This is a genomic window from Pseudomonas sp. Marseille-Q7302 (assembly GCF_965111925.1).
Genome location: NZ_CBCOPK010000001.1, coordinates 1,493,149 through 1,508,258, shown reverse-complemented (window position 1 = coordinate 1,508,258; position 15,110 = coordinate 1,493,149). Strand labels below are relative to the sequence as shown.

Annotated in this window: 12 protein-coding genes; 1 reads left to right on the top strand and 11 read right to left on the bottom strand. The window is 65.0% G+C overall.

Features of this window, described 5'->3' with window-relative positions; genetic code table 11:
• Nucleotides 1-14: 14 nt before the first annotated feature.
• Nucleotides 15-1,127 (bottom strand): S-(hydroxymethyl)glutathione dehydrogenase/class III alcohol dehydrogenase, encoded by a 1,113-nt coding sequence (locus ACWPW1_RS06935; protein WP_017639036.1) that lies wholly within the window; start codon nt 1,125-1,127, stop codon nt 15-17.
• Between the two features lie 101 nt (nt 1,128-1,228).
• Here ACWPW1_RS06935 and ACWPW1_RS06930 point away from each other — a divergent pair, with 101 nt between their 5' ends.
• Nucleotides 1,229-2,134: a LysR substrate-binding domain-containing protein gene (locus ACWPW1_RS06930; protein WP_156428993.1), complete on the top strand. Its 906-nt coding sequence runs from the start codon at nt 1,229-1,231 to the stop codon at nt 2,132-2,134.
• Between the two features lie 48 nt (nt 2,135-2,182).
• Here ACWPW1_RS06930 and ispD read toward each other — a convergent pair whose 3' ends face one another.
• The 10 genes from ispD to lpxB all read right to left on the bottom strand — a co-directional run bounded on the left by ispD (nt 2,183) and on the right by lpxB (nt 15,098).
• The gene (gene ispD, locus ACWPW1_RS06925) at nt 2,183-2,884 is read right to left on the bottom strand and encodes a 2-C-methyl-D-erythritol 4-phosphate cytidylyltransferase (RefSeq protein ID WP_059314062.1); all 702 of its coding nucleotides are present in this window, start codon (nt 2,882-2,884) and stop codon (nt 2,183-2,185) included.
• Nucleotides 2,884-3,162, bottom strand: coding sequence for a septum formation initiator family protein (locus ACWPW1_RS06920; protein WP_007159473.1), 279 nt, complete (start codon nt 3,160-3,162; stop codon nt 2,884-2,886). The genes ispD and ACWPW1_RS06920 overlap by 1 nt, the downstream gene beginning before the upstream one ends.
• A gap of 166 nt (nt 3,163-3,328) precedes the next feature.
• Nucleotides 3,329-4,618 (bottom strand): phosphopyruvate hydratase, encoded by a 1,290-nt coding sequence (eno, locus tag ACWPW1_RS06915; RefSeq protein WP_007159474.1) that lies wholly within the window; start codon nt 4,616-4,618, stop codon nt 3,329-3,331.
• A gap of 79 nt (nt 4,619-4,697) precedes the next feature.
• Nucleotides 4,698-5,546, bottom strand: coding sequence for a 3-deoxy-8-phosphooctulonate synthase (kdsA, locus tag ACWPW1_RS06910; RefSeq protein ID WP_313647832.1), 849 nt, complete (start codon nt 5,544-5,546; stop codon nt 4,698-4,700).
• Between the two features lie 2 nt (nt 5,547-5,548).
• Nucleotides 5,549-7,177 (bottom strand): CTP synthase, encoded by a 1,629-nt coding sequence (locus ACWPW1_RS06905; protein WP_059314060.1) that lies wholly within the window; start codon nt 7,175-7,177, stop codon nt 5,549-5,551.
• 142 nt (nt 7,178-7,319) lie between these two features.
• A complete protein-coding gene (gene tilS / locus ACWPW1_RS06900; protein ID WP_059314059.1) occupies nt 7,320-8,636 on the bottom strand; it encodes a tRNA lysidine(34) synthetase TilS in 1,317 nt (438 codons plus the stop codon).
• Between the two features lie 10 nt (nt 8,637-8,646).
• Nucleotides 8,647-9,597: an acetyl-CoA carboxylase carboxyltransferase subunit alpha gene (locus tag ACWPW1_RS06895; protein ID WP_059314058.1), complete on the bottom strand. Its 951-nt coding sequence runs from the start codon at nt 9,595-9,597 to the stop codon at nt 8,647-8,649.
• A gap of 140 nt (nt 9,598-9,737) precedes the next feature.
• Nucleotides 9,738-13,259 carry a DNA polymerase III subunit alpha gene (dnaE, locus tag ACWPW1_RS06890; RefSeq protein WP_271654215.1) on the bottom strand — a complete coding sequence of 1,174 codons (3,522 nt, stop codon included), beginning with the start codon at nt 13,257-13,259 and terminating at the stop codon, nt 9,738-9,740.
• A gap of 76 nt (nt 13,260-13,335) precedes the next feature.
• Complete coding sequence (rnhB, locus tag ACWPW1_RS06885) at nt 13,336-13,971, bottom strand: ribonuclease HII (protein WP_271654214.1); 636 nt, start codon at nt 13,969-13,971, stop codon at nt 13,336-13,338.
• Complete coding sequence (lpxB, locus tag ACWPW1_RS06880; protein ID WP_454253906.1) at nt 13,971-15,098, bottom strand: lipid-A-disaccharide synthase; 1,128 nt, start codon at nt 15,096-15,098, stop codon at nt 13,971-13,973. Before lpxB ends, rnhB begins: the two co-directional genes overlap by 1 nt.
• Between the last annotated feature and the right edge of the window lie 12 nt (nt 15,099-15,110).

Below are 15,110 nucleotides of genomic sequence, written 5' to 3'. Positions count from 1 at the left end.
CGCCCTCTCGGCGATCAGTAGTGGACGACGGTGCGGATGCTCTTGCCTTCGTGCATCAGCTCGAAGGCTTCGTTGATCTGCTCCAGACCCATGGTGTGGGTGATGAAGGTATCCAGCGGAATCTCGCCGCTCTGCGCCTTGCGCACATAGCCGGGCAGCTCGCTACGGCCCTTGACGCCACCGAAGGCGCTGCCGCGCCAGACGCGACCGGTCACCAGCTGGAACGGCCGGGTGCTGATCTCCTGGCCGGCACCGGCCACGCCAATGATCACCGACTCGCCCCACCCCTTGTGGCAGCACTCCAGGGCCGCACGCATCAGGTTGACGTTGCCGACGCACTCGAAGCTGTAGTCGACGCCGCCGTCGGTCAGCTCGACGATGACTTCCTGGATCGGCTTCTGGTGATCCTTGGGATTAACGAAGTCGGTGGCGCCCAGTTCACGAGCGATGTCGAACTTGGAGGGGTTGATGTCGATGGCGATGATGCGGCTGGCCTTGGCCATCTTGGCGCCGATGATGGCGGCCAGGCCGATGCCGCCCAGACCGAAGACGGCGACGGTCGCGCCCTCTTCCACCTTGGCGGTGTTGAGCACGGCGCCGATGCCGGTGGTGACGCCACAGCCCAGCAGGCAGACCTTTTCCAGCGGCGCCTCGGCGGGGATCTTGGCTACCGACACCTCTGGCAGCACGGTGTACTCGGAGAAGGTCGAGCAGCCCATGTAGTGGTAGATCGGCTCGCCGTTGTAGGAGAAGCGGGTGGTGCCATCGGGCATCAGGCCCTTGCCCTGGGTCGCGCGTACCGAGCTGCAGAGGTTGGTCTTGCCGGATTTGCAGAATTTGCACTGGCCGCACTCGGCGGTATACAGCGGGATGACGTGATCGCCGACGGCGACCGAAGTCACGCCCTCGCCTACTGCTTCGACGATGCCACCGCCTTCGTGACCGAGGATGCAGGGAAAGACGCCCTCGGAATCCTGGCCGGACAGGGTGTAGGCATCGGTATGGCAGACGCCGGTGGCGACGATGCGGATGAGCACCTCGCCGGCCTTGGGCGGCTCGACGTCCACTTCGACGATCTTCAGAGGCTCATTGGGCGCGAAGGCTACAGCGGCGCGGGACTTGATCATGCTCGACTCCAGTCAGACGAAAAAACGAGGTGACCAGTTTAGACGCCAGAAATCCTGGAACAATCGGGCATACTGGAATTCATTTTTGCCACAGGGAAACAATCATGGGCTGGGAGGGCATCGATGAGTTCGTCGCGGTGGCAAATACCCTGCACTTTGGCCAGGCCGCCGATCGCCTGGGCACCTCCACTTCCCACGTCAGTCGCCAGGTGGCACGGCTGGAGGAGCGCCTGCAGGCTCGGCTGCTCTACCGCAGCACCCGCAGCGTGGCCCTCACCGAGGCCGGCCACACCTTCCTGCAGCACTGCCGTCGCCTGCAGGAGGCCCGCGACGAAGCCCTGCGCGAGGTCAGCGACCTCTCCAGCCAGCCCAAGGGGCTGATCCGCATGACCTGCGCCGTGACCTATGGCGAGCGTTTCGTCGTGCCGCTGGTCAATGACTTCCTTGCCCGCCATCCCGAGGTGAGCCTGGAGCTGGACCTGACCAATCGCACCGTCGACCTGCTCCACGAGGGTTACGACCTGGCCATCCGCCTGGGTCGCCTGGCCGATTCCCGCCTGGTGGCGACGCGGCTGGCGCCGCGGGAGCTCTACCTGTGCGCCGCCCCCAGCTATCTGGAGCGCTTCGGGGCGCCCCATACCCTGTCGGAACTGAGCCGCCATCGCTGCCTGGTCGGCACCAGCGACATCTGGAGCTTTCGCGAAAACGAGCGCGAGGTGTTGCACCGCGTCCAGGGCTCCTGGCGCTGCAACAGCGGCCAGGCGGTATTGGACGCCGCGCTGCGTGGCTTCGGTCTGTGCCAGCTGCCGGACTACTACGTGCAGCCGCATCTAGCGCGCGGCGAGCTGCGCGCGCTGCTGGACAACCGTCAGCCGCCCAATAGCGCGGTCTGGGCCCTGTATCCGCAGCGGCGCTTTCTCTCGCCGAAGATTCGCCTGCTGGTGGAGCATCTCAAACAGGGACTGGGCGCGGAGCGCCTGGGCGGCCGCTCCCTATCCAGGGGGTGAGCATCGCTGGCTCGCTTTCTGATCGAGGTGTAGCTACAGGCCTGAGTCCTAGGCCTCGGCGAAGACAACCTGCAGTCGCTGCAGGTCTTCGGGGGTGGTGACCTTGATGTTGTCCACCCGGCCCTCGACCAGACGCGGCGCATGGCCGGCCCATTCCATGGCCGAGGCCTCGTCGGTGATGGCGGCGCCCGCGGCTAGGCCGGCGCAGAGGGCATCGCGCAGGGCGCCGAGGCGGAACATCTGCGGTGTGTAGGCTAGCCACACCTGGCTGCGATCCACGGTTTCGCTCACCCGGCCATCGCGCCCGACACGCTTGAGGGTATCCCGCGCCGGCACGCCCAGCAGGCCACCCACCGGGTCCTGGGCCAGTTCGGCCAGCAGCCGATCCAGGTCATCACGTCGCAGATTGGGCCGCGCCGCGTCATGCACCAGCACCCAGTCGCCGTCGGTGGCACCCTGCTCGGCTAGCAGCAGCAGGCCGCCGAGTACCGAGTCGGCGCGCTCGCGACCGCCCGGTGCACGAAGGATACGGGCATCGGTGGCGCAGGGTAGCGTCGGCCACCAGGGATCTTCCGGCGCCAGGCTCACCGCCAGGCCGCGTAGACGGGGATGATCGAGAAAACAGTCGAGGGTGCGCTCCAGCAGGCTGCGGCCGCACAGGTCGAGGTATTGCTTGGGCCGGTCGGCACGCATTCGCGCGCCCACACCCGCGGCGGGAATGACCGCCCAGAAGGAAGGCAGCAGGGACATTATTTGGATTGCAGGAAGAGGGTTTCGCCTTGTTTGACCATGCCGAGTTCGTGGCGGGCACGCTCCTCGACGGTCTCCATGCCTTTCTTGAGCTCGACGACCTCGGCTTCGAGGATCTCGTTGCGCTCCAGCAGGCGTTTGTTCTCGCCATTCTGGTCGGCGATCTGCTGCTTGAGTTCGCGCACCTGGGCGAAGCTGCCATCACCAACCCACAGGCGATACTGAAGACCGCCAAGCAGCAGGAGCAGGAAGGGGAACAGCCAGTAGGGACTTCGCATGGGTGGTAACGGATTCGCGGGCGGCAGATGCCGCAAAGGCGGCGGCAGAAACGAAAACAGGATAGAAGCCCGGCTCTACGCTTGTAAACTGGGCATCTATCCTGTGGTCCGGCAGACGAGCCAGGAGGCAACGACCTGAATCGTCGCCTCCACGTTCACACAGCCCTTAGCTACGGAACTCGGCACGGCCGCGGTACGGTGCCTTGGCACCCAGTTGCTCTTCGATACGCAGCAGCTGGTTGTACTTGGAGACGCGGTCGGAACGGCACAGCGAGCCGGTCTTGATCTGACCGGCGGCGGTACCTACGGCCAGGTCGGCGATGGTGGAGTCTTCGGTCTCGCCGCTGCGGTGGGAGATCACCGCGGTGTAGCCGGCGGCCTTGGCCATCTGGATGGCTTCCAGGGTCTCGGTCAGGGAGCCGATCTGGTTGAACTTGATCAGGATCGAGTTACCGATGCCCTTCTCGATGCCTTCCTTTAGGATCTTGGTGTTGGTGACGAAAAGATCGTCGCCCACCAGCTGTACCTTGCTGCCGATCTTGTCGGTCAGGGCCTTCCAGCCCGCCCAGTCGGACTCGTCCATGCCGTCTTCGATCGAGATGATCGGGAACTGCTCGGTCAGGCCGGCCAGGTAGTCGGCGAAACCGTTGGCGTCGAAGGCCTTGCCTTCACCGGACAGGTCGTACTGGCCGTCCTTGTAGAACTCGCTGGAGGCGCAATCCAGGGCCAGGGTCACGTCGGTGCCCAGCTCGTAGCCGGCGTTCTTCACCGCTTCGGCGATGGCAGCCAGGGCATCGGCGTTGGAGGCCAGGTTCGGTGCGAAGCCGCCTTCGTCACCCACAGAAGTACTCAGGCCACGGGCCTTGAGCACGGCTTTCAGGTGATGGAAGATCTCGGCACCCACGCGCAGGGCGTCGGCGAAGCTCTTGGCCCCGACCGGCTGGACCATGAATTCCTGGATGTCGACGTTGTTGTCGGCATGCTCGCCGCCATTGATGATGTTCATCATCGGCACCGGCATGGAGTACTGGCCGGGGGTGCCGTTCAGGTTGGCGATGTGGGCGTAGAGCGGCAGGTCCTGGTCTTCGGCGGCGGCCTTGGCAGCGGCCAGGGACACGGCCAGGATGGCGTTGGCGCCCAGCTTGGCCTTGTTGTCGGTACCGTCCAGTTCGATCATGGCGCGGTCCAGCGCCTTCTGGTCGCTCGGATCCTTGCCCAGCAGCAGGTCGCGGATCGGCCCGTTGATGTTGCCCACGGCCTTCAGCACGCCCTTGCCCAGATAGCGGCTCTTGTCGCCGTCGCGCAGCTCCAGTGCCTCGCGCGAACCGGTGGACGCGCCGGACGGCGCGGTGGCGCGACCGACGATACCGTTGTCCAGGATCACGTCCGCTTCAACGGTGGGGTTGCCGCGGGAATCCAGGACCTCACGTCCCTTGATGTCGACGATGTTAGCCATTTTTGTATCGATCTCCATGTTACCGGTCATTGACGGATCAGCCTTCGGCTGCGCGCGGGCCTTTTGGTTCAGCCGCCGCTTAGGCAGTTTCGATCGGCGTGAACGACTTCACCAGCTCGTCCAGTGCCTTGAGCTGGGCCAGGAAGGGCTCCAGCTTGTCCAGGCGCAAGGCACAGGGGCCGTCGCACTTGGCGTGTTCAGGATCCGGATGGGCTTCGAGGAACAGACCGGCAAGGCCCTGGCTCATGCCGGCCTTGGCCAGGTCGGTGACCTGGGCACGGCGGCCGCCGGCGGAATCGGAGCGCCCGCCCGGCATCTGCAGGGCATGGGTCACGTCGAAGAACACCGGGTAGCCAAAGCTCTTCATGATGCCGAAGCCGAGCATGTCGACCACCAGGTTGTTGTAGCCGAAGGAGGAACCACGCTCGCAGAGGATCAGCTGGTCGTTACCGGCTTCTTCGCACTTGGCGAGGATGTGCTTCATCTCCTGGGGCGCGAGGAACTGGGCCTTCTTGATGTTGATCACGGCATCGGTCTTGGCCATGGCCACGACCAGATCGGTCTGCCGCGAGAGGAAGGCCGGCAGCTGGATGATGTCGCAAACCGCCGCCACCGGGGCAGCCTGGTAGGGCTCGTGGACATCGGTGATCACCGGCATGCCGAAGGTGGCCTTGAGCTCTTCGAAGATGCGCAGGCCAGCTTCCATGCCGGGACCACGGTAGCTGGTCACCGATGAGCGGTTGGCCTTGTCGAAGCTGGCCTTGAAGACATAGGGGATACCCAGCTTCTCGGTCACCTTGACGTATTGCTCGCACACCTGCATGGCCAGGTCACGGGATTCCAGCACGTTCATGCCGCCGAAAAGCACGAAGGGTTTGTCGTTGGCGATCTCGATGTTGCCGACGCGGACGATCTTCTGAGCGGTCATGATCAATCCTTCTTGGCGTAGCGCAGGGCGGCGTTGACGAAGCCGCTGAACAGCGGATGGCCATCACGCGGGGTGGAGGTGAACTCCGGGTGGAACTGGCAGGCGACGAACCAGGGATGGTCCGGGGCTTCCACCACTTCCACCAGGGCACCGTCGCCCGAACGACCGGAGATCTTCAGGCCCGCGGCCTGGATCTGCGGCAGCAGGTTGTTGTTGACCTCGTAGCGATGACGATGGCGCTCGACGATGACGTCCTGGCCATAGCAGTCATGCACCTGGGTGCCGCTGATCAGCTGGCATTCCTGGGCGCCCAGGCGCATGGTGCCGCCCAGATCGGAGCCTTCGGTGCGGATCTCGGTGGCGCCGGTGGAATCCTGCCATTCGGTGATCAGGCCGACCACGGGGTGACCGCTGGCCTTGTCGAATTCGGTGGAGTTGGCGTCTTTCCAGCCCAGCACGTTACGGGCGAACTCGATGACCGCCACCTGCATGCCCAGGCAGATGCCCAGGTAGGGAATCTTGTTCTCGCGGGCGTACTGCACGGTGGCGATCTTGCCTTCCACGCCACGCAGGCCGAAGCCACCGGGAACGAGGATGGCGTCGACGCCCTTGAGCAGGTGGGTACCCTGCTGCTCGATGTGCTCGGAATCGATGTAGCGCAGGTTGACCTTGGTGCGGCTCTGGATACCGGCGTGGTTCATGGCCTCGATCAGCGACTTGTAGGCGTCGAGCAGCTCCATGTACTTGCCGACCATGGCGATGGTGACTTCCTGCTCGGGATTGAGCTTGGCGTCCACCACGCGATCCCACTCGGACAGATCGGCCGGCTGGCACTCCAGGCCGAAGCGCTCGATGACGAATTCGTCCAGACCCTGGGCGTGCAGCACCGAAGGGATGCGGTAGATGGTGTCGACGTCTTCCAGGGAGATGACCGCGCGCTCTTCGACGTTGGTGAAGAGGGCGATCTTGCGACGGGAGGAGCTGTCGACGGTGTGGTCGGAACGGCAGATCAGCACATCGGGCTGCAGGCCGATGGAGCGCAGTTCCTTGACCGAATGCTGGGTCGGCTTGGTCTTGGTCTCGCCGGCGGTAGCGATGTAGGGCACCAGGGTCAGGTGCATCAGCATGGCGCGACGCGCCCCGATCTCTACCCGCAGCTGGCGGATGGCTTCGAGGAAGGGCTGCGACTCGATGTCGCCGACGGTACCGCCGATCTCCACCAGGGCCACGTCGGCATCGCCGGCGCCCTTGATGATGCGCCGCTTGATCTCGTCGGTGATGTGCGGGATCACTTGCACGGTGGCGCCCAGGTAGTCGCCGCGGCGCTCCTTGCGCAGCACGTCCATGTAGATGCGACCGGTGGTGAAGTTGTTGTTCTGGGTCACGGTGGTGCGGATGAACCGCTCGTAGTGGCCCAGGTCCAGGTCGGTTTCGGCGCCGTCATGGGTGACGAACACCTCGCCGTGCTGGAAGGGGCTCATGGTGCCGGGATCCACGTTGATGTACGGATCCAGCTTGAGCATGGTGACCTTCAGCCCTCTCGCTTCCAGAATGGCGCCCAGGGAGGCCGAGGCGATGCCTTTCCCCAAAGAAGAAACAACACCGCCCGTGACGAAAATAAAGCGCGTCATGAAAATTCCTAGAATCTGCGTTGAGGCGGAGAGCCGCCGATGAAAGCGAGAGCGGTCGGCCTGGCGCCGGACCAATGCACACCGTCCACTCGGGGCGAGCGGAAAATGCGGTATAAGACGGGAGCGTAGTCTAGCCTAAAGGTCATCCCAGCTCAAACCCACCCATGCCGTCTGCGGGCTGCCACTCAAGCCGCCCTCCCCCTGGCAGACCATCCAGGCCATGCAGATTGGCCACGGCCAGCAGTTCGTCGCCTCGCCAGAGCAGCGGCAAACGGCCGCGCAGGAACGGCGGCACCGCCTGCTCATTGAGCAATCGCTTGAGATCACGGGCGCCCCGACCAGGGATCCGCAGCCGCTCGCCCCCCTGCCGATAGCCGATCCGCCAGCCGGATTCGGCAGGCCGACCGACGAATATCAGCCGGCCATTGCCCCCGAGCTCCAGGGTGGTTTCCTGTCCGTTTAAGGCCGCAGGTAGCGGCTCGGCCTGCCAGGCATCCGGCACCCACCAGATCCGCCCAGCGCCACGGCGCACGCTGCCGCCTTCCAGGCGCCAGCAGGGATCGCTGGCCTCACCCCCCTCGCGCAGCGCCTGCCAGCCGGCCCAATGGGCGCTGTCAGGCTGGCGCGTCAGACGTTCCAGCCAGGCGCGCAGGGCATTGCGCTGGCGTGCCTCGCTCAGGGTCTGCAGGGGCGCCAGAGCCAGGCTTGGCAGCGGCACCCAGGCAAAGGGCTGCTCCCCTCGCCAAGCCCGCAGCAGATCCAGGCTGGCCAGCTCGCCCAGCAGCTCATCGGCCTCGGCCAGATGCCGAGCGCTGCGCGCCATGACCTGGTCGACACCTGGCCAGCGAGTGCGCAGCCGGGGCAGCACCTCGTGTCTCAGATAATTGCGATCCAGCTGGATGTCGGCGTTGCTGGGATCCTCGATCCAGTCCAGCTTTTCGTTCCGGGCATAGGCCAGCAGCGCGGCCCGTGGCTCGTCCAGCAAGGGGCGCCAGAGACGACCGGCAGCCAGCGGCCGCGCATCCGGCATGCCGGCCAGCCCCTTCACACCCGTGCCACGCACCAGGCGATGCAGCAGCGTCTCCAACTGATCGTCGCGGTGCTGGCCGAGCACCAGGCAGCCCTCCGCGGGCAGGACCCGTGCGAAGGCGGCATAGCGCGCCTCGCGTGCGGCACGTTCGAGACTGGCTGCCTGATCGGTGCGCACGTGCAAGATATCGAGGGGAACCGCCAATGCCTGACAGACCTGGGCGCAATGACTGACCCAGGTATCCGCAACGGCTTGCAGGCCATGGTGCACGTGTATCGCCTGCAGCTCGACGAGCAGGCCACGCTCGCGCAGGCGCGCGAACAGGTGCAGCAGGACGGTGGAGTCGAGTCCGCCAGAGAAACCCACCCGCCAGTGACGAGTGGGCGGCTGCCGCTCCAGCCGGGCGTGCAGCCGATCCAGCAGACTCATGGAGGCGGGATCAGGAAATGCCGTAGCTCATCAGGCGCTCGTAACGACGCTCCAGCAGCGCCGGCAGATCGTAGCCCTTGAGTTCGTCCAGCTGTTCCAGCAGCGCGGTGCGCAGGCTGGCGGCCATGGCCTGGGGATCGCGGTGGGCACCGCCCAGGGGCTCGTCGATCACCTGGTCGACGATGTTCAGGCTCTTCAGCCGCTCGGCGGTGATGCCCATGGCCTCGGCGGCATCGGGGGCCTTCTCGGCGGTCTTCCACAGGATGGAGGCGCAGCCTTCCGGCGAAATCACCGAGTAGGTGGAGTGCTGGAGCATGTTGAGCTGATCGCAGACGCCAATGGCCAGGGCGCCGCCGGAACCACCCTCGCCGATCACGGTGGCGATGATGGGAGTCTTCAGACGCGCCATGACGCGCAGATTCCAGGCGATGGCCTCGCTCTGGCCACGCTCTTCGGCATCGATGCCCGGGTAGGCACCGGGGGTATCAATGAAGGTCAGGATCGGCATCTTGAAACGCTCGGCCATTTCCATCAGACGGCAAGCCTTGCGATAGCCTTCCGGACGCGGCATGCCGAAGTTGCGCCGCACCTTCTCGCGCACTTCGCGGCCCTTCTGATGGCCGATGATCATTACCGGACGGTCTTCCAGGCGGGCGACGCCACCCACGATGGCCGGATCGTCGGCGAAGTGACGGTCGCCATGCAGCTCTTCGAAATCGCTGAAGAGGTAGCTGATGTAATCCAGGGTGTAGGGACGCAGCGGATGACGCGCCAGACGGGCCACCTGCCAACTCGACAGGTCGCTGAAGATGCTCTTGGTGAGCGCCTGGCTCTTCTCCTGCAACCGGGCGATCTCGTCACTGATGTTCAGCGCATTGTCGTTACCGACCAGTCGAAGTTCTTCGATCTTGGCCTGGAGATCGGCGATGGGCTGTTCGAAATCGAGATAGTTCGGGTTCATGGGCATCCGTTATTGCAATCTAGAGCCAGGGGCCGGGGCGCCTACCTTAAGGGATCGGACGAGACAGGTCGAGACTCCTGCCGCGTCACTGGCACCCGCCGCTGGCGAGGGTTGGGACGGAACGCACGAGGCGTTCGGGCTTAACGATAGTTGAGAAAGACGTTCTCCCTGCCGAACTGGTCACGCAGGGTTTGAATCAGGCCGTCAGCCGGGTCGATCCGGTAATTCTCGCCGAACTGCAGCAAGGCCCGCGCGGTGGGGCCCTGGTAGTCGATGGTGACCGGACAGGCGCCACGGTGACGACCGCAGAGTTCACCCAGCCAACGCAGCCGATCACCGGCCAGGGACTCGCTGCGCACGGCGATCCTCAGGCTTTCGGCCAGGGCGGTACGGGCCTCCTCCAGGCCCAGCACCCGCTTGGCGCGCAGCCGCAGGCCGCCGGAGAAGTCGTCCTGGCTGACCTCGCCCTCGACGATCACCAGGGCGTCGGTCTGCAAGAGCGCCTGGGCCGCGTTGAAAGCCTCGGCGAACAGCGAGGCCTCGATGCGCCCGGAACGGTCGTCCAGGGTGACGAAGCCCATTTTGTCACCACGTTTGTTCTTCATCACCCGCAGGTTGACGATCAGCCCGGCCACGGTCTGGGTCTCGCGCGAGGGCTTGAGGTCGACGATGCGCTGACGCGCCAGCCGGCGCACCTCGCCTTCGTATTCCTCGATGGGGTGGCCGGTCAGGTACAGCCCCAGGGTTTCCTTTTCTCCGCGCAGGCGCTCCTTGAGATTGAGCTCCCGGGCGCGCCGGTGATTGGCATAGACATCGGCCTCGGGTTCGGCGAAGACGCCACCGAAGAGGTCGACATGACCACTGTTGTGACTACGGGCGGTCTGCTCGGCCGAGGCGATGGCCTCTTCCATGGCCGCCAGCAGCACGGCGCGGTTCTGGTCGATGGTCGCCTGATAGGCCTTGATCTCGTCATGGTAGTGCGGCCCCAGGCGATCCAGGGCGCCAGAGCGGATCAGAGCTTCCAGGGTGCGCTTGTTGATGCGCTTGAGGTCCACCCGCGCGCAGAAATCGAACAGGTCCTTGAAGGGTCCTTCGGCACGTGCCTCGACGATGGCCTCCACCGGCCCCTCGCCCACGCCCTTGATGGCGCCCAGGCCGTAGACGATGCGCCCGCCCTCATTCACGGTGAACTTGAACTCGGAGATGTTCACGTCCGGCGTGTCGATGCGCAGCTTCATGTGGCGGCATTCCTCGATGAGGATCACCACCTTGTCGGTGTTGTGCATGTCCGCCGACAGCACCGCGGCCATGAAGGGTGCCGGATAGTGGGTCTTCAGCCAGGCGGTCTGGTAGGAGACCAGACCATAGGCGGCCGAGTGGGACTTGTTGAAGCCATAACCGGCGAATTTCTCTACCAGGTCGAAGATGTTGCCCGCCAGCTCACCATCGATGCCGTTATTGGCGCAGCCCTCGATGAAGCCGCCGCGCTGCTTGGCCATCTCCTCGGGCTTCTTCTTGCCCATGGCCCGGCGCAGCATGTCCGCCTGGCCCAGGGTGTAGCCGCCCATGACCTGGGCGATCTGCATCACCTGTTCTTGATAGAGGATGATGCCGTAGGTCGGCGCCAGCACCGGCTGCAGGCCATCGTACTGGTAGTCCGGGTGCGGATAGGCCAGCTCGGCGCGACCGTGCTTGCGGTTGATGAAGTCGTCCACCATGCCCGACTGCAGCGGACCGGGTCGGAACAGCGCCACCAGGGCGATGAGGTCTTCCAGACAGTCCGGCTTGAGCTTCTTGATCAGCTCCTTCATGCCGCGGGATTCCAGCTGGAAGACGGCAGTGGTCTCGGCCTTCTGCAGCAGGGCGTAGGTCGGCTTGTCGTCCAGCGGGATGAAGTCGATGTTGAGCGGCTCGCGCCCCTCCTCCACTTCCGTGCGGTTGATGGTCTCCAGCGCCCACTTGATGATGGTCAGGGTGCGCAGGCCGAGGAAGTCGAACTTGACCAGGCCGGCCTGCTCGACGTCGTCCTTGTCGAACTGGGTCACCAGGCCGTTGCCGTCCTCGTCGCAGGCGATGGGTGAGAAGTCGGTCAGCTTGGTCGGGGCGATCACCACGCCCCCGGCGTGCTTGCCGGTGCCGCGGGTAATGCCTTCCAGCTTCAGGGCCATGTCCCAGATTTCCTTGGCGTCCTCGTCGGTCGCCAGGAAGTCGCGCAGCGGCTCCTCCTGCTCGAAGGCCTTCTGCAGGGTCATGCCCACTTCGAAGGGGATCATCTTCGACAGGCGATCGGCCAGGCCATAGGACTTGCCCTGCACCCGCGCCACGTCGCGCACCACCGCCTTGGCCGCCATGGTGCCGAAGGTGATGATCTGGCTCACCGCCTCGCGGCCGTACAGGTCGGCCACGTATTCGATCACCCGGTCACGACCGTCCATGCAGAAGTCGACGTCGAAGTCGGGCATGGAGATCCGCTCGGGGTTCAGGAAGCGCTCGAACAGCAGGTCGTAGGCCAGCGGATCCAGGTCGGTGATCTTGAGCACATAGGCGACCAGGGAGCCGGCACCCGAGCCCCGGCCGGGACCGACCGGTACGCCGTTGTTCTTCGCCCACTTGATGAAGTCCATCACGATGAGGAAGTAACCGGGGAAGCCCATCTGGATAATGATGTCGAGCTCGAAGTTAAGCCGGTCGACGTACTCCTGGCGCTTTTCCTCGTAGTTCGGCGTGGTCTCGCGCGGCCAGAGCACGGCCAGGCGCTCCTCCAGGCCCTCGAAGGACACATGGCGCAGGTAGTCGTTGATGGTCATCCCGTTGGGAATCGGGAAGTTGGGCAGGAAGTACTTGCCCAACTGGATTTCGATGTTGCAGCGCTTGGCGATCTCGACGGTGTTTTCCAGCGCCTCGGGCAGGTCGCTGAACAGCTCGGCCATCTCGGCCGCCGACTTCAGGTACTGCTGGTCGCTGTACTTGCGCTCGCGCCGGGGATCGTCCAGCGGACGGCCCTCGCCGATGCAGACGCGGGTCTCGTGGGCTTCGAAGTCCTCGGCCTTGAGAAAGCGCACGTCGTTGGTCGCCACCAGGGCGCCACCGCAACGATCGGCCAGGGCCACCGCCGCATGCAGATGCTCTTCGTCACCCGCTCTTTCGGTGCGCTGGATCTCCAGATAGAAGCGATCCTGGAAGACCTGCTGCCATTCCTCGAAGAGCTGATCGGCCAGGGCCAGATCGCCTTCGAGCAGCGCCATACCAATCTCGCCCTCCTTGGAACCGGACAAGGCGATCAGCCCCTCGCTGGCCTCCTTCACCCAATCGCGCTGGATGACGATCTGCCCGTCTTGCTGGCCTTCCTGAAAACCGCGAGACAGCAGCTCGGTAAGGTTGCGATAGCCCTTGGCGTTCATGACCAGCAGGGTCAGGCGGCTTTGCGGGGCATCGCTGTCGCGACCGGCCATCCAGATGTCGGCGCCAGCGATAGGCTTGATCCCGGCGCCCATGGCGGCCTTGTAGAACTTGACCAGCGAACAGAGGTTACCCTGGTCGGTCACCGCAACCGCCGGCATCCCGGCGGCTTCAGCGGCCTTGACCAGCCCCTTCACTCGCACGATCCCGTCGACCAGGGAGTATTCCGTGTGTAGACGCAGGTGGACGAAGGATGCGGACATGGCAGAGACCCCTTGATGCATGAGGCGCGGGATTGTACTGGATTGTCGACCTGGGGTCAGACCGCCGCGACGGCCGTCAGTAGGTCGCAACGATCTGGGTCGAGGCCTGGGTCTCGAGGGCGAGCCAGGCCTCGCGTACCGGTGCGAAGGAGCGCCGATGGATGGGCGTGGGGCCCAGGCGCCTGAGCGCGTCGAGGTGCTCGGCGGTGGGATAGCCCTTGTGTCCGGCCAGGCCATAGCCCGGATAGAGGGTATCCAGCACCTGCATTTCGCGATCGCGGGTCACCTTGGCCAGAATGGACGCCGCGGCGATTGCCGGGACCTGGCTATCCCCCTTCACTACCGGTGCACTGGGCACCGCCAGTTTGGGGCAGCGATTGCCGTCGATCAGCGCCAGACGCGGCTGGACCTGAAGGCCCTCCACCGCTCGCTGCATGGCCAGCATGGTGGCGTGCAGGATGTTCAGGCGATCGATCTCGGCAACTTCAGCGCGCGCCACGCACCAGGCCAGGGCCTTTTCCTGAATCTCCTCGAACAGGGCTTCACGGCGGACCAGCGACAGCTTCTTGGAGTCATTCAGCCCCAGGATGGGCTTGCCTGGATCAAGAATGACCGCCGCTGTCACCACAGCACCACATAAGGGGCCGCGACCGACTTCGTCGACCCCGGCGACCAGCGCCTCGACCAGATTGAAATCCAGGCCCAGCTGCATCAGCTGCGCGCCCGCAGGAGATCCAACACGGCGCCGGCCGCCTGGACCGAGGCATCGCGCCGCAGGCTGTGATGGATGGTTTCGAAGCTGTCGGTCTGCTGCTGCGGCCGCTCCAGCAGCGGCAGGAGTTCAGCCACCAGCCGCTCCGGCGTTGCCTCGTGCTGGATCAGCTCAGGCACCAGCTTGCGTCCGGCCAGCAGGTTGGGCAACGAAATGTAGGGGCTTTTCACCAGCTGCTTGAGAATCAGATAGGTCAGGGGCGCCACCCGATAGGCCACCACCATGGGCCGTTTGAACAGCAGTGTCTCCAAGGTCGCGGTGCCCGAGGCGATCAGCACGCCATCACAGGCGGCCAGCACTTCATGGGAACGTCCATCGGTCAGCAGCAGCGGCAAGGGCGGTCGCCCTTCCAGCAATTGCTCCACCTGAGCCCGTCGTGCGGCGTTGGCACAGGGTAAGACGAAACGCACACCAGGACTCACGGCCAGCAACTGGGCGGCGGCGTCGAGGAACAGCGCACCGAGGCGCCCTACTTCGCCACCGCGACTGCCGGGCAACAGAGCCACGACCTGCCCCTGTTCCGGCAAACCCAGGGCTTGCCTGGCGGCCGCGCGGTCGTTATCCAGCGGGATGGTGTCGGCCAGTGGATGCCCGACGAAACGCACCGGCACCTGCTGCTCTTCGTAGAAACGGGCTTCGAAGGGAAACAGGGTCAGCATCAGGTCGCAGCCATCGCGAATCTTCAGCACCCGCTTCTGTCGCCAGGCCCAGACCGAGGGACTGACGTAATGCACCGCTGGAATGCCTGCGCAATGCAGCTGGGCCTCGATCTCGAGGACGAAATCCGGGGCATCGATACCGATGAAGACGTCGGGGCGGGCATCGAGCAACTGGGCGATCAGCGCCTTGCGCCGGCCCAGCAGTTCGCGCAGCCGGCCGAGCACCTCGACCAGCCCCATGACCGCCAGGCGCTCCATGGGAAACTCGGACACCAGTCCTTCGGCTTCCATCCGCGGACCACCGACGCCCATGAAGGAGATATGCGGATGCTGCTCGCGCAGCGCCTGCATCAGGCCAGCGCCCAGCAGATCGCCCGACGCCTCCCCTGCCACCAGCGCCACACGCAGCGGGCGCTGGGC